Origin of the sequence: Microcella pacifica (assembly GCF_009371975.2) — a bacterium.
Taxonomy (GTDB): domain Bacteria; phylum Actinomycetota; class Actinomycetes; order Actinomycetales; family Microbacteriaceae; genus Microcella; species Microcella pacifica.
Map to the genome: position 1 here is coordinate 103,053 of NZ_VIKT02000003.1, position 25,927 is coordinate 128,979.

At 65.2% G+C, this 25,927-nt stretch carries 27 protein-coding genes; 12 read left to right on the forward strand and 15 right to left on the reverse strand.

Going from position 1 to position 25,927, the window contains the following annotated elements:
* Positions 1-9 precede the first annotated feature (9 nt).
* The gene (locus FK219_RS02610; protein ID WP_165638017.1) at positions 10-489 is read left to right on the forward strand and encodes a VOC family protein; all 480 of its coding nucleotides are present in this window, start codon (positions 10-12) and stop codon (positions 487-489) included.
* On the opposite strand, the gene FK219_RS02615 is transcribed toward FK219_RS02610, so the two are convergent.
* A complete protein-coding gene (locus FK219_RS02615) occupies positions 444-1,169 on the reverse strand; it encodes an SDR family NAD(P)-dependent oxidoreductase (RefSeq protein ID WP_168212436.1) in 726 nt (241 codons plus the stop codon). The two genes, FK219_RS02610 and FK219_RS02615, sit on opposite strands and share 46 nt — an antisense overlap.
* A gap of 112 nt (positions 1,170-1,281) precedes the next feature.
* Here FK219_RS02615 and FK219_RS02620 point away from each other — a divergent pair, with 112 nt between their 5' ends.
* Both FK219_RS02620 and FK219_RS02625 read left to right on the forward strand, forming a co-directional pair.
* A complete protein-coding gene (locus FK219_RS02620) occupies positions 1,282-2,148 on the forward strand; it encodes a CoA transferase subunit A (RefSeq protein ID WP_328821578.1) in 867 nt (288 codons plus the stop codon).
* Positions 2,145-2,903, forward strand: coding sequence for a CoA-transferase subunit beta (locus FK219_RS02625; protein ID WP_152582149.1), 759 nt, complete (start codon positions 2,145-2,147; stop codon positions 2,901-2,903). The genes FK219_RS02620 and FK219_RS02625 overlap by 4 nt, the downstream gene beginning before the upstream one ends.
* A gap of 5 nt (positions 2,904-2,908) precedes the next feature.
* Here FK219_RS02625 and FK219_RS02630 read toward each other — a convergent pair whose 3' ends face one another.
* Positions 2,909-3,520 carry a TetR/AcrR family transcriptional regulator gene (locus tag FK219_RS02630; protein WP_152582150.1) on the reverse strand — a complete coding sequence of 204 codons (612 nt, stop codon included), beginning with the start codon at positions 3,518-3,520 and terminating at the stop codon, positions 2,909-2,911.
* A gap of 107 nt (positions 3,521-3,627) precedes the next feature.
* On the opposite strand from FK219_RS02630, the gene FK219_RS02635 reads away from it, so the two are divergent.
* A complete protein-coding gene (locus FK219_RS02635; RefSeq protein ID WP_152582151.1) occupies positions 3,628-5,241 on the forward strand; it encodes an AMP-binding protein in 1,614 nt (537 codons plus the stop codon).
* Positions 5,242-5,269: 28 nt separating this feature from the next.
* Here the strand turns inward: FK219_RS02635 and FK219_RS02640 are convergent, their stop codons facing one another.
* Genes FK219_RS02640 through FK219_RS02655 form a run of 4 tightly spaced genes read right to left on the reverse strand, consistent with a single transcriptional unit; the run spans position 5,270 to position 9,293 of the window.
* Complete coding sequence (locus FK219_RS02640; RefSeq protein WP_152582152.1) at positions 5,270-6,508, reverse strand: NAD(P)/FAD-dependent oxidoreductase; 1,239 nt, start codon at positions 6,506-6,508, stop codon at positions 5,270-5,272.
* A complete protein-coding gene (locus tag FK219_RS02645; RefSeq protein ID WP_152582153.1) occupies positions 6,505-6,825 on the reverse strand; it encodes a 2Fe-2S iron-sulfur cluster-binding protein in 321 nt (106 codons plus the stop codon). The genes FK219_RS02640 and FK219_RS02645 overlap by 4 nt, the downstream gene beginning before the upstream one ends.
* 3 nt (positions 6,826-6,828) lie before the next feature.
* Positions 6,829-8,082: an epoxide hydrolase family protein gene (locus FK219_RS02650; RefSeq protein ID WP_152582154.1), complete on the reverse strand. Its 1,254-nt coding sequence runs from the start codon at positions 8,080-8,082 to the stop codon at positions 6,829-6,831.
* Positions 8,082-9,293 (reverse strand): cytochrome P450, encoded by a 1,212-nt coding sequence (locus tag FK219_RS02655; RefSeq protein WP_152582155.1) that lies wholly within the window; start codon positions 9,291-9,293, stop codon positions 8,082-8,084. The genes FK219_RS02650 and FK219_RS02655 overlap by 1 nt, the downstream gene beginning before the upstream one ends.
* Positions 9,294-9,408: 115 nt before the next feature.
* Between FK219_RS02655 and FK219_RS02660 the strand changes: the two genes are divergently transcribed.
* Positions 9,409-10,572: an epoxide hydrolase family protein gene (locus FK219_RS02660; RefSeq protein ID WP_152582156.1), complete on the forward strand. Its 1,164-nt coding sequence runs from the start codon at positions 9,409-9,411 to the stop codon at positions 10,570-10,572.
* 11 nt (positions 10,573-10,583) lie between these two features.
* On the opposite strand, the gene FK219_RS02665 is transcribed toward FK219_RS02660, so the two are convergent.
* Genes FK219_RS02665 through FK219_RS02675 form a run of 3 tightly spaced genes read right to left on the reverse strand, consistent with a single transcriptional unit; the run spans position 10,584 to position 13,473 of the window.
* Positions 10,584-11,450 carry an SDR family NAD(P)-dependent oxidoreductase gene (locus FK219_RS02665; RefSeq protein ID WP_152582157.1) on the reverse strand — a complete coding sequence of 289 codons (867 nt, stop codon included), beginning with the start codon at positions 11,448-11,450 and terminating at the stop codon, positions 10,584-10,586.
* 5 nt (positions 11,451-11,455) lie between these two features.
* Positions 11,456-12,676: an acetyl-CoA C-acetyltransferase gene (locus FK219_RS02670; RefSeq protein ID WP_152582158.1), complete on the reverse strand. Its 1,221-nt coding sequence runs from the start codon at positions 12,674-12,676 to the stop codon at positions 11,456-11,458.
* Positions 12,673-13,473: an SDR family oxidoreductase gene (locus tag FK219_RS02675; RefSeq protein ID WP_152582159.1), complete on the reverse strand. Its 801-nt coding sequence runs from the start codon at positions 13,471-13,473 to the stop codon at positions 12,673-12,675. The genes FK219_RS02670 and FK219_RS02675 overlap by 4 nt, the downstream gene beginning before the upstream one ends.
* A gap of 65 nt (positions 13,474-13,538) precedes the next feature.
* Between FK219_RS02675 and FK219_RS02680 the strand changes: the two genes are divergently transcribed.
* Positions 13,539-14,363 carry an SDR family NAD(P)-dependent oxidoreductase gene (locus FK219_RS02680; RefSeq protein ID WP_152582160.1) on the forward strand — a complete coding sequence of 275 codons (825 nt, stop codon included), beginning with the start codon at positions 13,539-13,541 and terminating at the stop codon, positions 14,361-14,363.
* Between the two features lie 6 nt (positions 14,364-14,369).
* Here the strand turns inward: FK219_RS02680 and FK219_RS02685 are convergent, their stop codons facing one another.
* From FK219_RS02685 to FK219_RS02700, 4 genes are all read right to left on the reverse strand, one after another.
* Positions 14,370-15,095: an ABC transporter ATP-binding protein gene (locus tag FK219_RS02685; RefSeq protein WP_152582161.1), complete on the reverse strand. Its 726-nt coding sequence runs from the start codon at positions 15,093-15,095 to the stop codon at positions 14,370-14,372.
* Entirely contained in the window at positions 15,088-16,899 is a 1,812-nt protein-coding gene (locus tag FK219_RS02690; RefSeq protein ID WP_210416752.1) for a branched-chain amino acid ABC transporter ATP-binding protein/permease, read from the reverse strand. Before FK219_RS02690 ends, FK219_RS02685 begins: the two co-directional genes overlap by 8 nt.
* 13 nt (positions 16,900-16,912) lie before the next feature.
* Positions 16,913-17,770 carry a branched-chain amino acid ABC transporter permease gene (locus FK219_RS02695; RefSeq protein WP_152582163.1) on the reverse strand — a complete coding sequence of 286 codons (858 nt, stop codon included), beginning with the start codon at positions 17,768-17,770 and terminating at the stop codon, positions 16,913-16,915.
* 96 nt (positions 17,771-17,866) lie between these two features.
* Positions 17,867-19,138, reverse strand: a complete 1,272-nt coding sequence (locus FK219_RS02700; RefSeq protein WP_210416753.1) for an ABC transporter substrate-binding protein — start codon at positions 19,136-19,138, stop codon at positions 17,867-17,869.
* 66 nt (positions 19,139-19,204) lie between these two features.
* On the opposite strand from FK219_RS02700, the gene FK219_RS02705 reads away from it, so the two are divergent.
* A complete protein-coding gene (locus FK219_RS02705) occupies positions 19,205-19,984 on the forward strand; it encodes an SDR family oxidoreductase (RefSeq protein ID WP_152582164.1) in 780 nt (259 codons plus the stop codon).
* On the opposite strand, the gene FK219_RS02710 is transcribed toward FK219_RS02705, so the two are convergent.
* Positions 19,972-20,553 (reverse strand): PadR family transcriptional regulator, encoded by a 582-nt coding sequence (locus FK219_RS02710; protein ID WP_165638019.1) that lies wholly within the window; start codon positions 20,551-20,553, stop codon positions 19,972-19,974. The two genes, FK219_RS02705 and FK219_RS02710, sit on opposite strands and share 13 nt — an antisense overlap.
* Before the next feature lie 79 nt (positions 20,554-20,632).
* On the opposite strand from FK219_RS02710, the gene FK219_RS02715 reads away from it, so the two are divergent.
* From FK219_RS02715 to FK219_RS02735, 5 genes are all read left to right on the forward strand, one after another.
* On the forward strand, positions 20,633-21,553 hold the full coding sequence (locus FK219_RS02715) for an alpha/beta hydrolase (RefSeq protein WP_152582166.1): 921 nt from the start codon (positions 20,633-20,635) through the stop codon (positions 21,551-21,553).
* Entirely contained in the window at positions 21,553-23,154 is a 1,602-nt protein-coding gene (locus FK219_RS02720; RefSeq protein WP_152582167.1) for a flavin-containing monooxygenase, read from the forward strand. The genes FK219_RS02715 and FK219_RS02720 overlap by 1 nt, the downstream gene beginning before the upstream one ends.
* 69 nt (positions 23,155-23,223) lie before the next feature.
* A complete protein-coding gene (locus FK219_RS02725; protein ID WP_152582168.1) occupies positions 23,224-23,967 on the forward strand; it encodes an SDR family NAD(P)-dependent oxidoreductase in 744 nt (247 codons plus the stop codon).
* Positions 23,964-24,413: an acyl-CoA thioesterase gene (locus tag FK219_RS02730; RefSeq protein ID WP_165638020.1), complete on the forward strand. Its 450-nt coding sequence runs from the start codon at positions 23,964-23,966 to the stop codon at positions 24,411-24,413. The genes FK219_RS02725 and FK219_RS02730 overlap by 4 nt, the downstream gene beginning before the upstream one ends.
* The gene (locus FK219_RS02735) at positions 24,410-24,844 is read left to right on the forward strand and encodes a nuclear transport factor 2 family protein (RefSeq protein WP_152582170.1); all 435 of its coding nucleotides are present in this window, start codon (positions 24,410-24,412) and stop codon (positions 24,842-24,844) included. Before FK219_RS02730 ends, FK219_RS02735 begins: the two co-directional genes overlap by 4 nt.
* On the opposite strand, the gene FK219_RS02740 is transcribed toward FK219_RS02735, so the two are convergent.
* On the reverse strand, positions 24,828-25,883 hold the full coding sequence (locus tag FK219_RS02740) for an MBL fold metallo-hydrolase (RefSeq protein WP_152582171.1): 1,056 nt from the start codon (positions 25,881-25,883) through the stop codon (positions 24,828-24,830). The two genes, FK219_RS02735 and FK219_RS02740, sit on opposite strands and share 17 nt — an antisense overlap.
* Positions 25,884-25,927: the final 44 nt, after the last annotated feature.

Sequence of the window (25,927 nt, forward strand, 5' to 3'; positions counted from 1 at the left end):
AGGATTCGCATGGCTCGGCTCCACCACATGGGCATCACCGTGAGCGACATGGCATCGGCGGTGGAGTTCTACCGCGAGCTCACCGGGGGTGAGGTCATCGGCCCTCTGGAGAAGAGCGGCCCCGCCGTCGAGGCGGCGACAGGGTACCCGGGCATCGTCATCACGCTGAGCTTCGTGTCGTTCGACGAGGGCTCGACGGTGATCGAGCTCGCCGAGTACCGCAACGGCTCTGGCGAGCGAATTCAGCCTGACACGGGGCGAGCGGGGGTTGCGCATCCGGCGATCGTCGTCGACGACATTGATGCGACGCTCGCCCGACTGGCCGAGCGGGGGGTGCGTGCCTTGTCGCAGCCCATGACCGCCACTGCCGGCCCGTTGGAGGGGTATCGCTACGTCTACGTTCTCGGCCCGGATGACGTGCGGGTTGAGCTGCTGCAGGAGCCTCACCGGCCGACCGTGGTCCACCCGCCGTCGACGGCCACGCACTGACCGGTGACGAAGGTGGCCTCGTCGAGCAGGTGCGCAATGGTGACGGCCATTTCGCTCGGCTGCGCTAGTCGCCCCAGTGGCATGCGCTTCTCGGTCTCCCGAATGTCGTAGCCGTTCGCGATGAGGTCCTCGACCATGGGGGTGCGGGTGTGGCCAGGAGCCACGGCGTTCACGCGCACTCCCATCGGCGCCCACTCGATGGCGAGGTTCTGGGTGAGTTGGCGCACGGCCGCCTTGGCGAGACCGTAGTCGACCTGGTGCGACCACCCTCCGTACGCGGTGGTGGACGAAATCAGAACGAGGGATGCGGGCTCGCCATCGAGTCGGCGCACGATCTCCCGCGCAACGACGAAGGCCCCCAGCACGTGAATATCGAACTGACGACGGACGTCGTCGAGGGTCATCTCCATCGCGGGCACGAAGCGCCCCCGGATTCCGTGACTCGCCACCAGGCCGTTGACTCGTCCTTGACGAGCCATCACGGCATCGACCGCCTGTGAGACCGCGCTCTCGTCGGTGACGTCGACGGTTTCGGTCGGAACGTCGGCGTCGGGGTGGGGAGTCAGATCGAACACCGTGACGGCGTGACCCCGCCGCCGCAGATCGTCGACCACGGCGAGTCCGATGCCGCTGGCCCCTCCGGTCACGATCGTGCTCCGGGCTGGGGGGGTTTCTGACATCGCCGTCCTCCTCGACTCGACCCACCATGCGGTGTGCGGTCATGCTAGCCTGATTACCAAGCAAGCGCTAGGTATGACCTTCCGAGCGCGCCATCTCGACGAGGAGCAGGATGTGGCCGAGAAGCTCATGACGCCAACCGAGGCCGTGGCCTCAATCGAGAGCGGGATGACCATCGGTATCGGCGGGTGGGGCTCCCGACGCAAACCCATGGCTCTCGTTCGAGAGCTCTTGCGGACCGATGTGACCGACCTCACGGTGGTCGCCTTCGGTGGCCCCGACGTCGGTCTTCTCGCCGCCGCCGGGAAGATTCGGAAGCTCGTCTACGGCTTCGTCTCACTAGACAGCATTCCGCTGGACCCGCTCTTCACTCAGGCCCGTGAACGCGGCGAACTCGACGTCGAAGAGTACGACGAGGGCATGTTCGTCGCTGGACTGCGTGCCGCCGCTGCCCGCCTCGACTTTCTACCGATTCGCGCCGGCCTCGGATCAGATGTCCTCCCGGCCAATCCGCGGGTCGCCACCATCGCCTCCCCCTACAGCGACGACGTGTATGTCGCGATGCCGGCGCTACCCCTGGACGTGGCATTGATCCACATGAATCGCGCTGACCCGCAGGGCAATGGCCAGTTTCTCGGCCCCGACCCCTACTTCGATGACCTCTTCGCCATGGCGGCGACCTCCACGATAATGTCAGCTGAGAAGGTCGTCCCGACCGAGCAGCTGCTCCACGACAGCAGCTTTCACACCTTGCTGATCAGCAGGATGTTCGTCTCGTCTGTCGTCGAGACACCGCGCGGTGCCCACTTCACGACGTGCGAGCCCGACTACGACCGCGACGAGGCATTTCAGCGGCACTACGTGGAGTCTGCCAAGGACCCGGAACCGTGGACCGCCTTCACGCAGCGTTTCCTGAGCGGTAATGAACAGAACTACCACGACGCCGTCGAGGCGTTCCACCAGACAGAGGGAGCGAAATGACCAGCGACGTGACCCGTGCTGAGGTGTGCATCGCCGCCTGTGCGGACACCTATCGGGAGTCCGGTGAGGTGCTGGCCCATGCAGTCGGCATCGTTCCCACACTCGGCGCTCGTCTGGCGAAGCTCACTTCGGCTCCGCAGATCGTGCTGACCGACGGTGAGGCCTTTCTGATGAGCACACCTCCACCGCTCGGAAAGTCCGCCTCGGGCGGCGGCGTCATCGAGGGCTGGGCGCCGTTCCGACGCATCTTCGACATCCTCGCGACCGGGAGACGGCAGAGCATGATGGGTGCTAGCCAGATCGACCGCTTCGGCAACCAGAATATCTCGTTGATTGGCGATTGGGCCCAGCCGAGTCGGCAGCTCATCGGGGTGCGGGGCGCTCCGGGCAACACGGCGAACCACCGAGTCGACTACTGGATCTCGCGGCATTCTCCTCGAATTTTCGTGGAGTCTGTCGACATGGTCTCGGGCGTCGGCAATGACCGCGCTCGAGCGGCCGGGCCAGCGCTGAAGTACCACCACCTCGGAGCCATCGTCACCAACCTCGCCGTGTTCGGATTCGACGCTGATGGTCGCGTGATGCTGCGTTCCATCCATCCCGGGGTCGACCCTGACGAAGTGGCGCGGAACACCGGGTTCCCGGTCGACGTGCAGAACGTCCCCCTCACCCGCATCCCCGACGCAGAAGAAGTGCGATTGGTCCGCGAGGTGCTCGATCCGCGGGGAGCGCGGTCGCGAGAAGTCCCGGACTGATGCGATCAGTCGGCGAGCAACCCCTGGTGCAGAAAGTCCAAGTAGTGAGCGCTCAGACTCTCGGCCGTGTGTCGACCGCCGGGGCGGAACCATCGACCGGTCGCCCACACAGAGTCTCGAATGAAGCGGTAGGTGATCGCCGGGTCGACGCTCGCGCGGAAGTCCCCCGACGCCTGCCCGTCGCGAATGGCGGTCATCCAGATCTGCTCAATGCGCGCGGAGTGCTCGGACACGAACTCGAACCCCTGCTGCGTCGCCAAGAAGGACGACTCGTTTTGGTAAATGCCAACCGCATCAGGTTCGCTCTCGATGGTGCGAAAAGCCTGGTCAACGAGAAGGTCGAGAGCTTCACGGGGACTATCAGTCTCCGCAGCGATCTTCTCAAAGCGATCGAGCAGTGTGGTCATGAACCGCTTCAAGAGTTCGGCGAGGATCGCCTCTTTCGAGGAGAAGTGGTGGTACAGACTGCCCGAGAGAATGCCCGCCTCATCGGCGACATCGCGCACGGTGGTCGCCGAGAAACCGCGCGTGGCAATCAAGCGAGCAGCGATCGCGAGCAGTTCGTCGCGACGTTCCGACGTGGGAGCACTGCGCCCATTCTTGGTGACCGCGACCATCGCAGCACGTCCTTCCGGCTATCTATCAAGCGTTTGCTCGATTCTGCCGCATGAGGAGCGATATGACTACTAGAACACCCCTGACAGAGACGACAGGAACACCAAGCATGCGTCACTCCACAGCCGACACTATCCCTCGGCTCCTCGCAGACCAGGCAACACTCGGAGATCATCCCGCCGTGGTTGCTCGCGACGGGTCGCTATCGTATCGAGAACTCGAGCAATCCGTGCATGCAGTCGCCAAGGCTTATCTCGCTCAAGGCGTGCGCCACGGCGACCGCGTGGCAGTGTGGGCACCCAATCGGCTCCGGTTCATTCTCGCGATGCTCGGTGCTCAGGCAATCGGTGCAGCGGTCGTTCCGCTCAATACTCGATTCACCGGCCACGAGGCGGCGACCATCCTCGACCGCTCCGGCACCTCGGTGCTCGTGCTCGTCGACGGCTTTTTGGGCAAGTCGTACTCGCAGATGGTGCTCGACGCCGCCGCTCAGCTCGGCAGCGAGGGGCCGAGCGTACCGGGGCTCCCCGAGCTGCGACTGGTCGTCGGCATGGATGCCGAACCGGCGGGCAAAGCGGTGTACGACTGGTCGACGTTCCTCAGCAGTGGCGAGTCGATCTCTGATGACGTTCTCGCTACCGCTCTCGAGGCCGTCACGCCCGACGACGTGATGGACATTCTTTACACCTCGGGAACCACCGGGCTTCCCAAGGGCGTCATGAGTTCGCACCGCCAGTCGATCGGTGTCGCTCAGGCATGGGCGCTCGGCGCCGATCTCAGCACCGACGATCGCTATGCCGTGGTCAATCCCTTCTTCCACGGTTTCGGGTACAAGGCCGGCATGATTACCTCTTTGGTGGCGGGCGCGACCATCTACCCGGTCGAGACATTCGATCCCGACCAGGTGCTCGAGCTCATCCAGTCAGAACGAATCTCCGTGCTCCCCGGGGTGCCGACCATCTTCACGACCTTGATCGATCACCCCAGGCTGAAGGAGTACGACCTCTCCTCGCTGCGCTTCGCCATCGCCGGCGCGACGGCGGCTCCGGCCACGCTGTTCCGCGACATGGTGCACATTCTCGGGTTCCAGCGCGTCGCCCAGGCCTACGGCCTGACCGAGTGCATCGTCGCCACGATGTCGCGGCCAGGCGAATCACTGGAGCATGCGCAGCAGACCACCGGGCCAGCCGTGTCGGGCATCGAGATTCGCACCGTCGACGAAGAGGGTCACGACGTGGGCATCGACGTCGATGGAGAAATCCTCTTGCGCGGCGACAATGTCATGCTCGGCTACTTCGAAGATGACGAGGCGACTCGGGCGGTAATCGATGCCGACGGCTGGTTCCACACCGGAGACGTCGGGCGCATCGACGAGCACGGCTGCGTCAAGATCACTGATCGGTTGAAAGATATGTTCATCGTCGGGGGCTTCAACGTCTACCCCGCCGAGATCGAGAACGTTCTGCGCCAGCACCCTGCGGTCAATGAATCTGCCGTGATCGATGTTCAGGATGCTCGTCTCGGCGCCGTGGGTCGCGCCTACGTTGCGCTGCTGCACGATATCGAGCAGCCTCCGACTGAGCACGACCTCGAAGCCTTCTGCCGCGAACGCCTTGCCAATTTCAAGGTTCCCCGCGAGTTCATCTTCGTCGAAGACTTTCCCCGCAACGCGACCGGCAAGATCCTCAAGGCCGAGTTGCGAGCACGAGCGAACGACGAGTAGGACTCCTCAGGTGCCCAAGCGGCGCCGGTCAGGCTTGAGCGTTCACCACGGCGTGTGAGCGATCGAGCTCTCGCCGGTACTGCAAGAACTCTCGAGGGCTACTGACCGCCGTCACCCCGACGAGCACACCGTCGCGGCGGTGCTCCACCACGAGCTTCTCGGGGGTGTCCCCGGCGAACACCGTGGTGTCGGTGTCGTGACCGGTGTCACCCACCGTCTGCAGCTTCAGATCGAATTGATCTGACCAGAACCACGGGACCTGCTTCGACGGCGGTGCGGCCTCCACGATGGCGGCGGCCACGGCCTTCGCCTGCTGCACGGCATTGTGCACCGACTCGGTACGCTCTGTGGCGCCCGAGGCCAAAAGGCGCGTGGCGCAGTCACCCGCCGCGTAGATGGCCGGGTGGCTCGTTCGCCCCGCGTCATCGACGAGAATGCCCCGGTCGATCACCAGTCCAATCTGTTCGGCCAATGCCGTGTCAGCGGTCAGCCCGATGCCGACCACAACGCAGTCCGCCTCGACGCGTCGCCCATCGGAGAGCTGGACTGCGGCAACCCGCCGACCGTCCGCGACGAGCGCAGTGACCTGCGCTCCGAACTCGAGAGACACACCGCGCGCGAGATGTGCGCGACGAAAGATATCGGCGACGTACGGGTGCACCACCCGTGACATCAGTCGGTCTCCCCGCACGAGAACCGTCGCAGCGACTCCCCGCGATGAGAGCGATGCCGCGACTTCCAGGCCGATGAAACTGCCGCCGATGGCGACGAGCCGGCTGACCTTCGACGCGGCCGCCCGAAGAGCGAGCGCGTCGTCTGCGGTGCGCAGAAGATGCACGCCCTCGAGACTGCTCGTGGAGGTGACGAGATCGCCCGTCGCGCCGTCGATGATCGGAACATCCAATTCGGAGGGGCGTCCGCCAACAGCGAGAACGAGGTGATCCCAGCTGAGCTCCGCACCGCTCGCCCGCTGCACCAGCGCGCGTGCGGCATCGATCGCCGTCACCGCATCGCCCACCATGACTTCGATGTCGTGGCGGGCATACGCCGGCTCACCGCGCAGGGCGAGAGTCGCAGGCTGCGCATCCCCCGCAAGAAAGGCTTTCGAGAGCGGGGGGCGCTGATACGGCAGGTACGGCTCTGCGGCGATCAGCACGATGCGGTCGGTGTACCCGGCCTCACGCAGACTCACGGCAGTCTGTGACCCCGCTTGCCCCCCACCGATGATGATGGTTCCCGCGTGCTCTGGTGGGGTCGTGCCCCTCATGCCGAGTCCGGCACCGTGACCACGACCTCACCCTCCGACTGTGCGGGGTACAGCTGGCACGACAGTCGGCTCAGCGCGCTGCAGTTCTCCAGGCCATCGATCAGGTCGCGCTCCATGTCCTCCTTTGGCTCGAACGCCTCGTTTGCCTGAGGCTCGAGGTACACATGGCACGTTGCGCACGACATGCTGCCGCCGCATTCTGCGACGATCCCGGGCACGCCCTCGCGCACGGCGACCTCCATGACCGTGTCGCTGTCGGTCATCGTCGTCTCGACGAGCACGTCGCCCTCGGGGGTAGTGAAGGTGATGCTCAGCATCCGTCAGTTCTCCTTTGTCACGAGACGGAACGTTTCGCGCATGTCTGTGATCCAGGCTTCGGGGTTTTCCCACGCTGCGAAGTGGCCACCGCGCTCGTGACCCTTGACGTTCACGAGGTTGTACCAGCGCGCACTGCGGTCGCTCGGGCTTCGCGACGCGGAGGCCGAGAGGTAGGCCTGGGCTCGCTGCTCCGCGGTCACCCCGGGCGGGTTCTCGAACCCCAAGAAGGTGATGCCGGTCGGAGGCTCGATCTGCGGCACGCGGTCGTGCTCGGGCGCCCAGGGGTACAGTGCCGAGTTCGCGTACGTGCGGATGCTCGAACCGATCGTGTTCGTCAGCCAGAACATCGTCACCACGCTGAGCAGATCGTCTTTCGAGAACACCGACTCGAGGTCACCTCGGTGATCCACCCAGAGCTGGTATCGCCGCACGAGCCACGCGAGCAGGCCGACCGGCGAGTCGGCGAGCCCCAGGGTGAGCGTCTGCGAATCAAGCATGTGCACGGCGATGTGGGCGACGAACTTCTTCATGTAGGCCTGCAGGCCATCGCGCTCGACCTGCGTGGCGTCCGGCGGCGAGACCCGCCCCTCGGTGATGTCCCACCACCGCTCGCCCTGGAAGATGTCGAGCGGGGTGGGAGTGCTCACGTGCAGGCCGATCACGGAGTCACCGAACTTGTGGCCCAGTTGGGCGGTGACCAGCGCTCCGAAGTCTCCCCCTCCAGCCCCGTAGCGCTCACAGCAGAGCACACCGGTCATGAGCTCGTGCCACAGGTCGGCGATCTTCCAGAAGTTCAAGTCGTCGCGCGTCGACGGTGACGACAGCGCGAAGCCCGGGTACGACGGAACAATCAACTCGAAGGCCGGAGCATCCGGGGCCCCATGCGCAGCAGGGTCTGCCAGTTGCTCAATGACCCGGCTCCAGTGCCAGAACGTCCACGGCCAGCCATGCGTCAAGATGACGGGGATCGCATCGGCCCGGGGTGAGGGCCGGTGCAGGAAGTGGATGGTCTCTCCATCGACCTCGGCGAGGTAGTGATCGTAGGCGTTGAACCGGGCCTCTGCCGCGCGCCAGTCGTACTGCGTAAGCCAGTAGTCAACCAACTCTTTGACATACGACACCTCGATGCCATACCGGTCAGAGTCGGCTCCGGCAAGCTCAGGCCAGCGCGTCAGACGCAGCCGCTCCCGCAGAGCCTCGAGCTCGTGGTCGGGGAAAGCGATAGTGATCTTGCGGGCCGACGAGAGGTCGACCATCAGGAGGCGCCCTCTCGAGCGCGGAACGTCACGTTCACGTACTCCGGCCCGCCGATGGTTCCACCCACCTTGTAAATCACCTTCTCAGCCAGTTCGACATCGGTCAGACGGTCGACGAGGGTCTGCACGCCAATGGTGATCTCGGCTGTGGCGAGTGCCCACCCGATGCAGTGATGGCCGCCGAAGCCGAACCCGAGGTCCCAGCCGGGTGCGGGACGGTCGAGGTCAACCTGGTCAGGGTTCTCGAACACCTCGGGGTCGCGGGCGGCGCCGGTGAGGTTCATCGCGATGCGTCCGCCGGGCTCGAAGTGCATACCTTCGATGTCCAGTTCGTCGATCACGATGCGCGGAAAGCGATGGGCGGCGGGGTAGAGCCGCAATGCCTCTTTCACCGCACGTGGCACGACGGTGGGGTCGGTGCTGGCCGCCTCCCACAGTCCCGCGTCGAGCAGCATCCGCGCCGTAGACGCGATCTGCGCACGGGTGGTGTCGTGCCCGGCGAGAAGCAAGAAGACGATCGACCAGACAAGCTCGGTCTGGCTGAGCTTGCCACCCTCAGCCTGAATGGCGATGAGGTCGCTGATGAAATCGTCCGCGGGCGCCGCACGACGCTGATCGACGAGCGAGTTCACATAGTCGAAGATCTGACGAAGGGCTTGCTCCAAGCGGGGGATGCCCGGCTCGAAGGGTATCGCCCCGAGCAGGATCAACTCGACCGTGGCGTCTTCGAAGCGATGCACGTCTTCCGGAGGCACCCCGACAAAGTTGGAGATGGTGCGCACCGAGACGTGATGCGAGTAGTCGTGGACGAGATTGGCCGTGGTTCCGCGCTCGAGGATGCCGTCGACGAGGTCAGTGGCGATGGACTGAATCAGCGGCTCCGCGTCCTTGATGCGGACCGGGCGGAAGCCCTTGAGCACGAGGGGCCGAATGCGATCGTGCCCCTCCTGCGACATCATGTTGAAGTTGCCGTTCTCGAGGAACTCGAGAATCGGGCTTCCCTCCTGCACCCCCATCTGGCGGTACACATCGGCAGTCTTGGGCCGCACCCGGTCGTCACGGAACAGTGAACGCACCGTCTCGTAGCGGAAGTACTCGGTGCCCGAGATTCCCTCCTGATGCGCGAGGCGCGCGTGCGGGCACCCCAGTGCGGCGTTGGGGTTCTCGAGGTAGTCCTGCGACTGAACATCTACGGCTGGCGTCTTTGCCATGCGGCCTCTCCTAACGAGCGCTTGCTTGCTATTGAGGCTATGGTGAAAGTCTTGTGGCCGCAAGGCTCAGCGCCGAGACTGAAGCCGCTGGGCTCCTCCCGAGAGAGTGCGTGAGATGACCCTTGACCTCGAGGCCTTCACCCTGGCGGTTTCTGACGATGATCTCGACGAGTTGCGCCGGCGTCTTCGACAAGCGCGCGTGCCCGATGACTTCGCGAACGACGATGGTTCCTACGGGCTGGCGCGCGCGTGGGTGGCCGACATGCTCGACTACTGGTCCGGCGACTTCGACTGGCGCGCCCAGGAAGAGCGCATCAACGCTGTCCCCCAATTCCGTGTCACTCTCGACGACGTTCCGATCCATTTCCAGTGGGTGCGCGGAGAGGGTAAACGAACCGTCCCGGTCATCCTCAGTCACGGCTGGCCCTGGACCTTCTGGGATTGGAACCAGGTCATCGGTCCACTGACCGATCCCGCCGCCCACGGCATCTCCAGTGAGATCGCGTTCGATGTGGTTGTGCCCTCCCTGCCGGGGTTCGGCTTCTCGAGCCCCCTTCGCCGGCCGATGGGTTGCCGTGACGTCGCCGAGCTCTGGAACACCCTCATGCACGACGTGCTGGGGTATGACCGCTATGCGGCTGTCGGAGGCGACTGGGGAGGGAAAGTCACCGGCGAGCTCGCCCAGCTCTACCCAGAGCACGTCATCGGCGCCTACTCCACCCTGCAGACGATTCCCGGGGTGACCCCTTCGCTCGACGGCGCCGACCGCTTCGCACCAGATGAGCGCTGGATGTTCGAGCAGATGGCCGCAGCGCGACCGACCGTCACCAGCCACCTTGAGGTGCACCGACGCGACCCTCAGACACTCGCCTACGCACTGAACGACTCGCCCGCGGGCCTCGCTGCGTGGATCTGGGAGAGACGCCGCAACTGGCGTGATCCCGACACCCTCGACGACGTCGCGGCCGACCGCGACTTTCTTTGCACGACCGCATCGATCTATTGGTTCACCCAGACGATCGGCACCTCTATGCGGTTCTACCGCGACAACTTCGGCGAGCGCATCCCGCCGCCCCTGCCACGCTCCGGGCCGTCTCCCACCCCCGTCGGGTTCGGCATCACCCCGCGCGATGTGCTGTACATGCCGCGGGCTGAGGCCCAGCAGCATGTGAACCTCGTGCATTGGTCGCACTTGCCCCGGGGAGGCCACTTTTCGGCCTACGAGATTCCGCACGAACTTGCCAGCGACATCCACACCTTTGTGAGGCCGCTCGTCTGAGCGAGGGCCCGTCAGTCCGAAACCACCCACTGCGGGCGCGGTGAGTTCATGAGCCCGACGGGCGCGACGCCGGGTGCGAGAACACCGGCGAGTGCCTCCGCGACATCTTCGGGACTCCAGGTGGGGCGCTCCGTCACGATGGTCAGATGTGACGGTGTGACGAGGCCCAAACGCTTGCCGTCGAACCGGAGGATCTGCCCCGTGAGTGGCGCCGATCGGGCACTCAGCAAGTGCAGGAGAGCCGGAGCGATCAGGGCCGGGTCTGGCCCTTTGTGCTCGTCGGGAATGTTCATCTGATCAGACATCGCGGTGTGGGCTAGCGGGGCGATGGCGTTGCAGCGAATCCCGTACCTCTCCCACTCCAGCGCCCAGCCGTACGTGAGTGACGCCGTCGCCCCCTTGGTCGCCCCGTACAGTGCCAGATCGTCCAGGCCCTGCAACGCGCCAGAACTCACGTTGACAATAGAGCCGGGTGTGCCCGCGTCTCGCATGGCGCGTGCCGCGGCCACCCCACACAGGATGCTGCCGGTCACATTCACGTCGACCAGCAGTCGCACATCTCGCGCCGACAGGTCGAGCGAGGAGCCCGGAAAGATCACACCGGCGTTGTTGACCAGACCATCGAGCCGGCCGAACGTGGCGAGACAGGTGTCGACGAAAGACTGCGCTGTCTCCGGCTGCACCACATCACCCACCACCCCGACCGCCGTACCGCCGGCCGTGCTGATGAGATCGACCGTCTCGTGCACGCCTTCTGCACGAAGGTCGCCCACGATGACGCCTGCCCCCGCTTCAGCCGCGGCGAGTGCATACGCCCGACCGAGTCCGTGTGCGGCCCCTGTCACGATGACAGCGGTGCCCTCGAGCACCCCGCTCATGAGGTCTAGCTCATCCGCTCGAGCAGAAGCGCCATGCCTTGGCCGCCCGCGACACACATGGTCTCGATCGCAAACTGCTCATCGCGCTCTTGCAGAGCGTGGATCGCGGTGGTCGCCATGCGAGCCCCGGTCATGCCGAAGGGGTGGCCGAGCGCGATGGCTCCGCCGTTCACGTTGACCCGCTCGGGATCGATGCCGATGTCGTCGATACTCGGCAACGCCTGCGCCGCGAAGGCCTCGTTGAGTTCAAGAATGTCGATGTCCGAAATCGACATGCGAGCGTTGTCGAGGGCTCGCCGCACCGCATCCACGGGCCCCAAGCCCATGATTTCGGGGCTGATGGCAGAGACTCCGGTGGAGACGACGCGGGCGAGCGGGGTGATGCCGAGTTCTTTCGCGCGCACGTCGCTCATCACGACCAGTGCCGCGGCACCATCGTTGAGGGGGCAGCAGTTCGCCGCCGTGACGGTGCCGTGCGGACGGAAGACGGGCTGCAGCCCCGAGATCCCGTCGAGGGTGACTCCTGCGCGGGGCCCGTCGTCGGTCGACACCACGGAGCCGTCGGGCAAGGTGACCGGGGTGATGTCTTTCTGCCAGAACCCGCGCGCGCCAGCGGCCTCGGCGCTGTTCTGACTGCGCACGGCCCACTCGTCCTGCGCCTGGCGCGACACCCCGCGCAACTGCGCAACGTTCTCGGCAGTGTCGCCCATCTGGATGTAGATGTCGGGATGCTCTCCGCGGTCGCGCGGATCACTCCACACCGCCTCGGGGTCGGCCGCCAGGGCCTGCGTGCGCGCCATCGCGTCGGCATAGGCCGGGTTCTTGGTGTCGGGCATGCCGTCGGACTTTCCCGCTCCGAAACGGGAGACGGTTTCCACTCCGGCCGAGACGAAGACGTCTCCTTCGCCGGCACGGATCGCGTGCAGTGCCATCCGTGTGGTCTGCAGCGACGATGAGCAGTAGCGGTGCACCGTCGTTCCCGGAACGCCATCAAGGCCGAGTTGTAGGCTCGCCATCCGGCCGATGTTGTAGCCCTGCTCGCCCGCTGGCTGCGCGCAGCCGATCATGATGTCTTCGATCGTCTGAGGGTCCAGTTCCGGAACCTGATCGAGGGCGGCGCGGATCATCTGGACGACGAGGTCGTCAGCGCGCATGTCTTTCAGGGAGCCCTTGTGGGCGCGACCGATCGGCGAGCGGGCGACGGAGACGATGACTGCTTCGGTCATGAGGGATCACTTTCTCTGGGCCGCATGATGTCGGCATTAGGGGTGTGGGCAAGAAACGCCGGCCACTCGCCGCCACCGTCGACCGGTAGCACGGCGCCGGTGATGTGGCTCGACATCGGCGACGCGAGCATCACGCAGACGGCGCCGATCTCTTCGGGTGATGCCAGCTGGCCGCGCGGGATAGTCGCGGAGACCCGGGCGAACTGCTCGGGAGTTCCGTAGTGCTCGAGGCCAGCATCCGTCGCGACGAGTCCGCAGCTGACGGCGTTCACCCGCACCTGCGGGGCCCACTCGACAGCGGTGCTCTGGGTGAGGCTCTCGAGCGCGGCTTTCGCGGCACCGTAGACCGCCGTGCCGGGGCTCGGGCGACGAGCGCTGATCGACGTGATGTTGACGACCGATCCGCGCGTCGCGGCCAAGAGAGGGTACGCGGCGCGACTCAGGAAGGCAGCCGAGAGAAAGTTCAGTTCGGTGATCGCGCGCATGTAGCGCGGCGAGCCCTCTTCGAAGCGCGAGAACGGGCCACCGCCGGCGTTGTTGACCAGGGTGTCGATGCGCCCGTGCCGTTCCACCACGTCGGCGATCCACTGATCGACGGCCTCGGGGTCACGCACATCGGCTTCGCGGAAGATCGCGGTGCGACCTGAACTCTGCACGGGCACCTCGGGGGCGGTGCGCCCGCAGATCTCCACCTCGGCGCCGGCATCGAGAAAGCGTGTCGAGATGCCCTTGCCCACTCCCCGCCCACCGCCGCTGATCAGAACGACGGTGCCCTGCAGATCAATGGTCAGGCTCATGTGTCTCTCCTCACGCCGCGGTGCGAATCTCGTCCACCCTACCAACCAAATGCTAGGTTTGTGCGATGACGGCTTCTTCCTCGCGACCCCTGGCAGTTGTTACTGGTGGAGTGCACGGAATCGGTGGTGCCACCAGCAGACGGCTTGCGGCAGACGGCTACGATCTCATCGTCGTCGACATCGATGCCGAGGCTGCCCTCCCGTTTCGCGAGCATCTCGTGGCCCAGGGTTCGCGCTGCGAATTGGTGGTGGGCGACATCACCGATGACGCCACTCTCGCGCAGCTCGGCGCGGTGATCCACAACGTCTCCAACGGCCGCGTCGACGTGCTGGTGAACAATGTGGGTGACTTCCGGCCAGCTCGCGCCGTCTTCCACAAGAGCGACCCCGCCCAATGGCGCCGACTGCACGAGCTCAACTTCTGGCACGTGCTCACGGTCTCGCACCTGGTGATTCCGGGAATGATCGAGCGAGCATCCGGAACCATCATCAACGTTTCCACCGTCGAGGCCTACCGGGGAATACCCGGCAACGCGGTCTACTCGGGCTACAAGGCTGCGGTGTCAGCGTTCACCAAGAGTCTCGCCGTCGAGCTGGGTCCGAGCGGTATTCGAGTCAATGCGATCGCACCCGACTTGGCAGACACGCCGCAGACTCCTGCCGCCCTCATGCTCGACGGCCGGGACCCAGACCTGGTTCGATCGTGGGTTCCGCTCGGACGCTTCGGGCACCCAGACGACTACGCCGAGGTGATCGCCTTCCTGGCTTCCGACGCGGCGCGGTTCGTCACCGGACACACCATCCCCGTGGATGGCGGCACGCTGGCCGCTTCCGGCTGGTACGGCCGCGCCAAGAGCCGCGGCTGGACCAACCTGCCCAACGAGGCGTGAATCGGCTCAGGCCGCGGTACCGAAGTAGGCGGCCTGAATCTGCCCGAAGGTGATCTCTTCCGCCGGTCCCGTCAACACGGTACGGCCCATCTCGACCACCGACACCTCGTCGGCGATCGCCACAGAATCTTGCACGTCTTGTTCGACGAGCAGGATTCCGATGCCGGTGGCCTTGAGGGCGTGAATGCGCTCGAGCACCTCCTTGACGACCACGGGCGCCAGACCCTGGCTGGGCTCGTCGAGAATGAGCAGCTTGGGGCGAGCCATCAGAGCCTGACCGATGGCAAGCATCTGCTGCTGCCCACCCGACATACTCGATGCCGGCAGGTGGCGCTTCTCCCCCAGAATGGCGAAGAGGTCATAGATCTCGGCGACGTGCTGCTGCAACTTCTTCTTGCGCTCGCCGGTCGAGAAACCTCCCAAGAGAAGGTTCTGTTCGATCGTGAGCTCACGGAAGATGCGCTTGCCCTCCTGCACGTACGACATGCCGCGGGAGACCCGAGCGTGCGACGGCACCGAGGTGATCGTCTCGCCGAGGTAACGAACCTCTCCCGCGGTCACCCGGTTGAGACCGGTGATCGCGCGCAAAGTGGTCGTCTTTCCTGCTCCATTGCGCCCGAGCAAAACCGTGATCTCACCCGCACGCACCGTCACAGAGACATCGCGCACGACCTGCAAATCGCCGTAGCCGGTCTGCAGGTTCTCGACCTGCAACAACACCTCGTCACTCATGGTGGCCTCCGGTCTGGTTCGCCTCGTCTTCTGGAGTCACACCGAGGTACTCCTCCATGACGCGCGGGTTGTTCTCAATTTCGTCGGGGGTGCCCTGCGCCATGACCTTGCCCTGGGCGAGCACGTAGATCACGTCGGCAAGACGGAGCACGAGACGGAAGTTGTGCTCGACGAGCACCACTGTCATGCCGGAGTCGCGGAGTCGCAGGATCAAGCTCGCGAGTACTTCGATTTCGTCTTCATCGAGACCCGATGCGACCTCGTCGAGCAGCAGAACCTTCGGCGAGCCAACGAGGCTGCGCGCTACCTCCAGCAGACGTCGGTTGCCGAGCGGCAGCGAGTCTGCCATGGCGTGACGCTGCTCGCTCAGGCCCACGAGCGCGAGCGCTCGTTCAGCCTCGATCCGGTCATCGCGGGTCACCCGCCAGTAGCTCGGCAGACGAAGAACGGCGGCGAGAATTGACGAGCGATCGCGTGCATACCGTCCGGCCTCCACGGCCTCGAGCACCGTCAGCTTCTCCGGCACATTCGGGGTCTGGAAGGTGCGGGAGACACCGGAGCGCGCGACACGGAAAGACGAGAGCCCGTGAACCGCCTGGCCATCGATCGTGATGGTTCCCTGGTCGGTGCGGTAGAAGCCCGAAATCATGTTCAGCAGGGTGGTCTTGCCCGAGCCGTTCGGCCCGATGATCGCGGTGACCGCCCCGGGCTTCGCCTCGACCGAGACATCGCTCAGCGCCTGGTTTCCGCCGAACGCCTTCGACACGTTGTCGGTGCGCAACAAGGCACCCTCGCGCCGTTCGACGATGGCTTCCGACGCCGGCGCCTCGACATAGCCGGTCTTCGCTCTCGCCGCGGCGTCGGCCCGACGAACGAGCAGCCGAGCGAGGGCAGAGATTCCGCCGGTGAAGGCGACGCCGCCGATGAGCAGGAAGGTACCGGTGATGATGAGGCCGTATTCCTGGAAGTTCGTCGACTGGTTCATGCCGAATTGCAGCACGAACGCGCCCACGATCGCGCCATAGACGCTCGCGGACCCGCCGAAGATTGACGCCGCGAGCACCGTCATCGCGAAGGAGAACGCGAAGGCCTCCGGGGACAAGAACAGGTCGAGGTTCGCGAACAGCACGCCAGCGAGGCCGGCCGGAATCGCGCCCATGGCATAGGCCGACAGCTTCGTGCGGAACACCGAGATGCCCATCGACGAGGCCAGAACGGGGCTCTGCTTCAGCACCCTCAGTGCGATGCCGTGGCGCGAAACGATCATGTTGCGCATGGCGGCGAACCACAGGATGCCGACCACGATGATGATCACGTAGTAGGTGCGGCTGTCGATCATCTCGCCGAACAGCGTCGCAGGGCGGATTCCCGAGAGCCCGTTGCGCCCGCCCGTCTCCGACTTGAAGAGTGACAAGACATCGGGCACAAGCAGGATGAGGAAGAACGAGGTCATCGCCAACGACCATCCGCCCAAGCGCAGCCCGGGAATCCCCGAAATGAGGCCCACGACGAGCGCGGCGGCCGCGCCCACGAGCAGCTGGAAGAGCAGATCGGTGTTGCCGGCCTTGCTCACCAGGCCCGCGGCGTAGGCACCGGCCGCGTACATCGCGACCTGGCCCATGGCCAGTTCACCCGCGTAGCCGAGCGACAGGTTCAACCCGGAGACGATGAGGGCAAGCATGATCGTGAGCTCGACCTGGCGGATCATCGGATACGGGGCCCCGATGAACGGCAACAGGATGAGGATCACGGCGAAGAGCAGGGGCCACACCCAGCCGGGGATGGCGCGGAGCTTCAACCACAACGAAGCCATGAGGTTACACCGCCCGTTCTGTTCGACGGGTGAAGAGGCCCGTCGGCTTGAGCATGAGGATCACAATGAGGATGAAGAAGACCGAGAGGTTCGCGAAGTCTCCGCCGATGTACCTCGCGGCCAGGGCTTCGGTGAGCCCAACGATGAGGCCACCGACGAGGGTGCCCCACATCGAGCCAAAGCCTCCGATCGCGAGCACCACAAAGCCCTTGATGGCGAGAGCCGCACCGAGCGTGGCGACAGCGTAGGTCTTGGGGCCGACAAGAACACCCAGCAGACCGGCCAGCACGCCCGTGAAGACGAAGGCCCAGAAGGCGAAGCGACGCACGTTGACGCCGCGCAGCATTGCCGCCTCGCGGTCTTCGCTCATGCCCAGCAGTGCGATACCGGTCATCGACCGCTTCGAGTACTGGGTGAGGGCGACGACCAAGAGTACGACGACGATCACGAGTGCGATCTCAACCGGATACACCCGGCCGCCCGCAAGGTCGATCACCCCGTCGCCGAGGAAGAACGGAACGCGACGCGGTTCACCACCCCAGATGAGCTGAGCGACGCCCTCCATGATGATGGAGGCACCGAGCGTGGTGACCAGCAGGTTGTGGTGGTCCTTCACCGGGCGAATGGCGACGACCTCCTCCAATGCTGCGACACCGCCGATGACGATGGCAGCGACGATGGCGACGAGCCACCAGGGAAGTCCGAGGACGGCGATGCCCATGTAGGCGACGAACGCGCCGAGCATCATGAGCGCGGCTTGCGCGAAGTTGAACGTCTTCTGCGAGAGGAAGACGATGTTGTATCCGATCGCCACGAGCGCGTAGACGGCTCCGATGGCGAGTCCGGACATGATGATCGTCATGGACCTGTCGTCCTTCCAGACTGAGTGAGTAGGGGTGAGCGGGGGCCCGACGCCGGCGTAGCGCGCCAGACCCCCGCTCTCATGATTCTCTGATGACTACTGGTACTGACCGTTGACCAGCGGCCCCGGCCCGATGAACAAGAAGTCCTCGGGTGCAACATGCGGGGTGTGCGAGTCAGCGGTAAAGCGGTACCACGAGATCATCTGCGTGTTCGCGGCCTGCTGTACCTCTTCGTCGAGCAGAGCTGCGGCAAGCGCATCGACATCGTCGATCGAGCCCGCCGACTCGGCGGCAGCCTTGACCAGCAGCATGCCATCGTAGTTGTAGGCCAGAATCAGCGACGACAGAATGTCACCCGCGGCCGCCATGCGCTCAACAGCCTCGTTGACCTCGGTCGCTGCCGGGTCGAACTTCGTGCTCTTGAACACCTGCATGGTGAGGTTGCGCACCTGATCGGTTCCGAGAACGCCCGAGGGCGGTTCGGTAGCGATAAGGCCCGTGGCCGACACCGAGGTGTTGCCCATGATCGGGATGTCCCAGCCGAGACGCTCGATGCCCTGCAAAACGTAGCCGAGCGGCGCGCCGTAGGCGTCGAGCACGAGCACGTCAGGGTTCGTGGCCTGCAGCGATTCCAGCTGCGGGGTCATGTCGAGCGATGCGTTGTCGTAGCCCTGGGCGCCGCTGATCGTAAAGCCAGCCTCCGCGAAGGTCTCCTGCGTCAGCGAGCCGAACAGCTCACCGTAGGCGCTGGAGCCGTGGAGAATAGCGACGTTCTCGTAGCCGCGCTCGCCGAGCTCATACGTGAACGACCCGAGGTAGTCGGGCACAGAGGCCGACAGGTCGAAGTTGTATGGGCTGACCGACGGGTCACCCGAGGTCGGTGTCGGACCAATGTTGAACGACAGAACCCGCTCCTGCGTCAGGATGGGGATCATGGCGTCCGCCACCGTCGACGGACCCGAGTTCATGACGACGTGCGGACGTTCGTCGCTCGCCATCAGTTCCCGCAGACGCGTCACCGCGACGGTCGGGTCTGCGGTGTCATCGATGACGTCGATGACAACCTCGCGGCCGAGGATTCCCCCCATCTCGTTGACCGCGGCGACCGAAGCCTGTGCCGCCGTGACAGAGGTGGTGGCGTTGTTGGCAAGAATGCCCTCCGCGCCGATGCCTCCGAATACCACAACCCTGATCGGACCCTCGGAGGAGGCGTTGTCGTCGGGTGACGTCGTGTCTCCTCCTGCGCAACCGGCGAGCGCCAGTGCGGATACGGCCAAGGCTGCGAATGCTGCTTTCACTCTGATGCGTTGCATGTGCCCTTCCCTCTCTTCGTTGAGCGGACAACTACCAAATGCTTGCTTAGTCAAACACAGCGTGCGGTTCGTGACAACTACCAAACATGCGTTTGTTCGGTCGAATGCTATGGTTCAGCCATGAGGGACACCAAATCGACTCAGCAGCACCAGGAATTTCCTACCGACGGCGTAGCGATCGTCACCGGCGGATCTGGCGGAATCGGGTCTGCGATCGCGCGCCGACTGGTGAGCGGAGGCGCTCGCGTCGCGCTCACCTATCGCCGGACACGCCCCGACGAGCTCCTCACTGAACTAGGCGAAGCCGCAGAAGCCCACGCTCTCGATGTCGCCGATGCCGATGCTACGGCGGCAGTGATCGCGCAGATTTTCGAACGCTGGGGAAGCATCCACACGCTCGTCCACGCGGCTGGTCCACACGTGCCCATGGTGCACCTTTCTCGAGTCTCGCCGCAGCAGTTCGCCCAGCAGGTCACCGACGACCTCAACGGATTCTTCGCCGTGACCCACGCCGCTCTCCCTGCACTGCGCGCGAGCGCGGGGTCAATCGTCGCGGTCACCACGGCAGCGACCACTCGATATCCGGTCCGCGACGGACTCTCCGCCGCGCCCAAGGGCGGCATCGAAGCCCTCGCCCGCGGCTTGGCCGCCGAAGAAGGCCGTTTCGGCATCCGCGTCAATTGCGTCGGGCCCGGGATGCTCACCGATGGCATGTCTGCGCGACTCATGAGTTCAGGCGACCTCGATGAGAGAGCGCTCGCGGTAGCCATGGCCAACATCCCCCTGCGACGCTTCGGCAGTGCGGATGACATCGCCGAAGCCGTGGCCTTTCTTGCGTCGTCACGTGCCGGATTCATCACCGGGCACAAGCTCGACGTCGACGGCGGCTACGGCGTGTAGTCGTTCTGGCGAGACAGCCGTTCGATCAACCACTCGGTGCGCGCGGCTTCGTCACGGTAGTAGCGATCGGCCCACTCCAGAGCGACCGACGAGAAGTGCCATTCGGGAACGTCGGCGGAGTGCTCGGCGTGAAGGCGAGCCTGGTCCGCGCGCGTCAGCGCCGTCTCACGGTGCTGCCGCAGAATCTCGGCCAGGCGATTCCGATCGCCCATGTGAGCCGCCCACACTCGCAAGACGATCGGGTGCTTGAGAACGACAGCCTCCGGTGAGATGTCGTCGGCCCACCGCCGCATCGCCGCGACACCGTCGTCGGTGATGCCGTAGAGCCGCCGCGACTTCGCCTCGTGCGTCTGCTCGACGCGCGAGACGACCAGGCCGCGACTCTCGAGCCGCCGAAGCTCGCCGTAGATCTGGCTCTGCGAAGGCGCCCAGTAGAAGAACGCCAGGCTCTGATCGGCCCATCTCTTGACGTCGTAGCCCGAGAGTTCTGACCCAAAGGACAACACCCCGAGCACGGCCCAGGCGGTGGGAGGAAGCTCGTCGTCGCGCGCTGGGCTGCTCTCAGTCACGTGCGTTCCCCTCGACATCTTCCGGTAACTATGCCTAATAGTATTATGCTCACCTGGCATACCGATCGAAGGAGATCCCATGTCGCAGACCCAGCGCATGATCGAGCTGCTCAACGAGAACTTTCCCGACCTCGCTGCGCTGCCGCCGCTGGAGGCGCGTGCGACCGCCGACGCTCGCGTGAGGACTCCCGACAATCTGGATGACGTGGCCGGAGCGACCGATCACCGAATCGACGACCACGGCGTGCCGGTGCGGGTGTATGTGCCGCACTCCCCTCGGGCCGGAGCGCCAGTAACCGTCTTTGCCCACGGCGGCGGTTTTCTGCACGGTTCGATCGCCAGCCACGATGGCTTCTGCCGGCGCTGGTCGCGCGGCACCGGCACCATCGTCGTCTCCGTTGGTTATCGCCTCGCACCCGAGCACCGAGCGCCCGCGGGTGTCGACGATGTGCTGGCCGCCGTCGACTGGGTACTGCGTGAAGGGTTGGGCACCGAGGTGGTTCTCGCTGGCGACAGTGCCGGCGCCACCCTCGCGGCGATCGCCAGCCTCCGTCTTCGCGACCGAGGTCACTCTCCGGTCCGCGCACAGGTTTTGCTCTATCCCTTTCTCGATCCGACGATGTCGAGCGAGTCCCACCGGGCACTCGCCACGGGCACGTTTGTCACCGGCCGCCTCCTGTCGTACTACTGGGAGGTCTACCTCGGCGATGAGCCTCGCTCGGCGATCACCGCTGACGTGAACCCGAGCCTCGCCGAGCGTCATGACGGGCTACCGCCAGCCATTGTCGTGACAGCGGGGCGCGATCCACTCTGCGACGAGGGACGCGACTACGCACAGCTGCTCAGTCGCGCTGGCGTGCACACCACCCATCGTCACTACCCGGATCAGTTCCACGGCTTCGCCACGATTCCGAACTACGCCCCGAGCGAGTCAGCCGCACACCTGTTGTGGTCCGACCTCGCCGATGCGCTGTCCGCCACTGCAGAGGAGACCCCCTGATGAGCACTGCCCCCGTCGATTTGGTGATCATTGGCGCCGGCTTCGCTGGCATCTACACCACCCTTCACGCCCAGCGCCGTGGGCTCACCACCGTGGGAATCGATGCCGCGAGCGACGTTGGCGGCACCTGGTACTGGAATCGCTACCCGGGCGCGCGCTGCGATGTCGAGAGTCTTGACTACTCCTACTCGTTCGACGACGACCTTCAGCGAGAGTGGCGGTGGAGCGAGCGCTACGCGACGCAACCCGAGATCTTGCGCTATCTGGAGCATGTCGCAGACCGTTACGACGTTCGTCAGCACTATCGATTCGGTGAACGGATGCTCAGCGCCGACTGGAGCGAGACGACGCACACCTGGACTGTGCGCACCGACGCTGGCTCGGTCGTCGAGAGTCGATGGCTCGTCATGGCCACCGGCAGCCTGTCGGCGCCGATCCTGCCCGACCTTCCGGGTCGTGACACCTTCCGGGGCGAGGTTTACCAGACGGCGGCCTGGCCGATCGAGCATCCCGACCTCCGCGGCAAGCGCATCGCGCTGATCGGCACCGGGTCGTCGGGCATTCAGGCTCTGCCCCACCTGGCGGCAGCAGGCTCCGAGGTTGTCGTGTATCAGCGCACGGCCAATTACAGCGTGCCCGCCTTCAATCGCAATATTGACGACGACGAGTGGCTGGCTGCGCTCGCCGACTATCCCGAACGCCGTCGCGCATCGTGGAACAGCTTGGCGGGCTCTCCGTGGACCAGCCACCCCGTGCCCTTCCACGAGGCGTCTCCCGACGAGCGCGAAGCGGTCTTCGAAGAGTTCTGGACTCGGGGCGGGGTTCTCTTCGCCAAGGCCTTTCAGGGCCTCACCGGCGATGCGGAGATTAACGCAGCGGCGACGGAGTTCTTCGAACGTCAGCTCGCGACACTGGTGGACGATCCGCACACCCTCGCCGACCTGACCCCCCACGACCACCCCCTGGGCACGAAGCGCATCTGCACCGACTCTGGCTATTACCAGACCTTCAATCAGGAGCACGTGCATCTCGTGAACCTCCAGCGTGAGCCCATCACAGCGGTGTCAGAGAGGGGCATCACCACGAGCTCGACGTTTCGTGAACACGACGTGATCGTCTACGCCACGGGGTTCGATGCGATGACAGGCGCCTTGACCGAGGCTGACATTCGAGGTCGTGACGGCCGCCTGCTTCGAGATGAGTGGAAAGGCGGCCCCACGACGCTGCTGGGCATCGGCATTCCCGGCTTTCCGAATCTGCTGTCACTCAACGGACCCGGTTCTCCCAGTGTGCTGTCGAACATGGCGCTGTGCTCAGAACAGCAGGGAGACTTCGCCCTGCGCCTCATCGATCACTGCGCACAGACGGGGTTCACCTCTGCCGAGGCTCGATGGGACGCCGCGCTCGAGTGGACTGAGCACGGTCGAGAGCTCGCGAGTCGATCCTTCTTCGGATCAACCCGTTCCTGGTACACGGGCGCGAACGTCGAGGGGAAGGCGCGCGGTTTCTTGCCCTACATCGGCGGCTTCCGCCCCTACATCGAGCGGTGCGACGACGTTGCGGGCGCGGGTTACGCCGGTTTCGTGCTCAGCGAGCACTGAGGCTAGGACTGTCGAGCGTTCCCGGCTACGATCAGTTAGCAAGCAAATGCTTGGTAGTGGAGGAGCGTCATGGGCGATGCACAACTCGGCTTCACGGCCGACGACACGATTTTGATCACAGGGGCGGGAAGCGGCATCGGCCGAGCCACGGCCTTGCGCGCGGCCGAACAGGGACTGCGCGTGAGCGCCTGGGACATTGCCCCCGGGGGAGTGCACGAGACGGTCGACCTCATCACTGCCGCGGGAGGAACCGCGCGCGCATGGGTCGGCGACGTGTCGGATCCCGAGATCGTGACCACCGGCTTGCGCGATGCGGTCGAGGCTCTCGGTCCCGTTCGCTATCTGCACAACAACGCCGGACCCGCCTCAGCACACCCACTCGAGTTCGACCGGGCCATCCACATCTCCCTGGGCAGTGTGCGCCGGATGACCGACACCTGGGCCGCGAGTGGCCTGCCCGAAGGCGCAGCCATGGTTGTCACCACCTCGGTTGCGGGCAACCTCGTCGGCACCGATGTCGACTGGTACTCCACGGCAAAGGCGGGCCTCATGGGCTACGTGCGACACCTGGCAGCGCACCGCGCCCACGAGTTTCGCAGCAATGGCGTGGCACCGGGTATGACAGACACCCCCCGGCTCGCCTCGTTCAAGGCAAGTGAGATCGGCAATCGCGTGCTCGAGCGAATCCCCCTCAAGCGCATGGCGACGGCCGACGACATCGCGTGGGCGACGCTCTTCCTGTTCTCTCCCCTCGCCGGGTACATCAACGGTGTCTTTCTGCCGGTTGACGGGGGTTGGACGGTCACGCAGTGAGCACGGCCGCTTCGGTGCTGCACAGTCACACCATCCGCTTGAGCTACGCCGACACCGACCCCGCGGGCATCCTGTACTACGGTTCGTGGTTTCCGAAAATGGAAGGCCTGCAGAGCGAGTTTCTCTTTATGCAGGGCTTTCGTCAGGACACTCTGGCCGAACGCTTCGGCTGGTGGACGGTCTCGCGCGCGACGCGCTGCGACTACCTCGCCGCCGCGCGCCTGTTCGATGAGATCAGAATCGACCTGCGCTTGGGTGAGATCGGCACCAGTTCGTTCCGCTTCGACTTCGAGATGCGTCGCCTGAGCGATGACGTTCTGGTGGCCACCGCATCCAACACTGCGGTGACCGTTGATCTCAGCCAGCGCCCGGTTCGTATTCCCGACGATTTTCGGCGGCACCTCAACGGCTGGCTCGCCGCCCACCGAGAGGGCGCCCCCGCATGAGCACCGAGCTGCACGACCTGACTGCGCGCCTGGCCATCACGAGCCTGCTCGCGCGCATTGCCCACTTGGCCGACGACGGAGAGGTCGCCGAGTACCTGGCTTGCTTCACCGCAGACGCCAGTTGGGAGCTGAAGAACGGCCGCGGCCTCGACCTTGCGCCGCAGGTTCGCCGCGGCTACGACGAGCTCGCTGCCGGGGTGCATGAGCGACGCGCGAGCGGAATGCAGGGCCCCGGCAGCCACACGATGCACGACATCTCGAGCATCGACATTCGGGTCGACGGCGACACCGCGCGGGCGACGAGCTACTTTCGCTACTACCGTTCGACCGACGCCACGCCAGAACTTGTCACGATGGGCCGGTACGACGACGAGTTCACGAAGACGGTGGACGGCTGGCGCATGCGGCGCCGCGTCATCCGTCGCGACTAGCGGCGACCGACAGCCAACGCTCCGCGCGGCCGGTCTCGACGAACTCCTTGTGCAGTTCGGTCTGCCGGAGGGCGGAGTGTAGCCAGAAGTCGTGCATGCCGTCCCATCCCGCCGTCCAGGTCAGACGACGTGCGTATTCCCAGACGGGAGCGTCGCCCAGTGTCGGCACGAGCGCCGCCACTTCGCGAGTGCGACGCAGGTGGTGGTTCACGATCTCCTCACGGCGACCCTCGAGCCCGATGAAGCGAAACTCGTGCCCGGGCAGCACCTGATAGTCATCCATCGGCGCGAGACGGTCGAGCGACGTGAAGTAGTCGTGGAGGGGGTCGGTGTCGGGCAGAGTGCCCAGCCCGATTCCCGCGAAGATACGGGGCAGTACGTGGTCTCCGGAATAGACCAGGTGGCGGCGATGGTCGACCAGGCAGACGTGTCCCCCGGTGTGCCCGGGGGTCTCGATGATCTCGAGGTCGTGCTCGGCAATCGGGAGGCGCTCACCGTGCTGCATCGTGAGGTCGGGCTCAAGGTCATCGACCTCCGCCGACCGCCCGAACGAGGCCAACAACTCGTCCTGGCGATCGCTGGGTACACCCCATCGCGTCAACTGAGCCGGAACATCGAGCTCGTCTGCTCGGGATGGTGCAGTCTCCTGTGCGAGAACGGCCCGTTCGGTGCTCGAGAGGATGATTCGGGCGCCCACCTGCTCGCGCACCGCAGCGCACAGCCCCAGGTGATCGGGGTGGAAGTGCGTCGCGATGACCGTCTCGACGGCATCGAGCGAATAACCGATGACTCCCAGTGAGCGCTCGAGCTCGCCCATGGCGGCCTCCCCACCCCACCCCGGATCGATGAGGTGCACGGACCCGTCTCCGGAGACGAGAACGTAGGTCAGCGTGGCGGGGAGCGATCCCTGGGGGATCGGCGAGGCTATCGCCCAAACGCCCTCAGCAACCTGTTCGGGATTCGCCGCGACACCGGAGTCCCAGGCGACTTGCTGGGCCTGGCTCGCAGGGTGTACTGAGGTCGAGCCCGCAACTGCCATGCATCGAATCTAGTTCGCCGGAGCGCGCAAGGCCATTCCAAAAC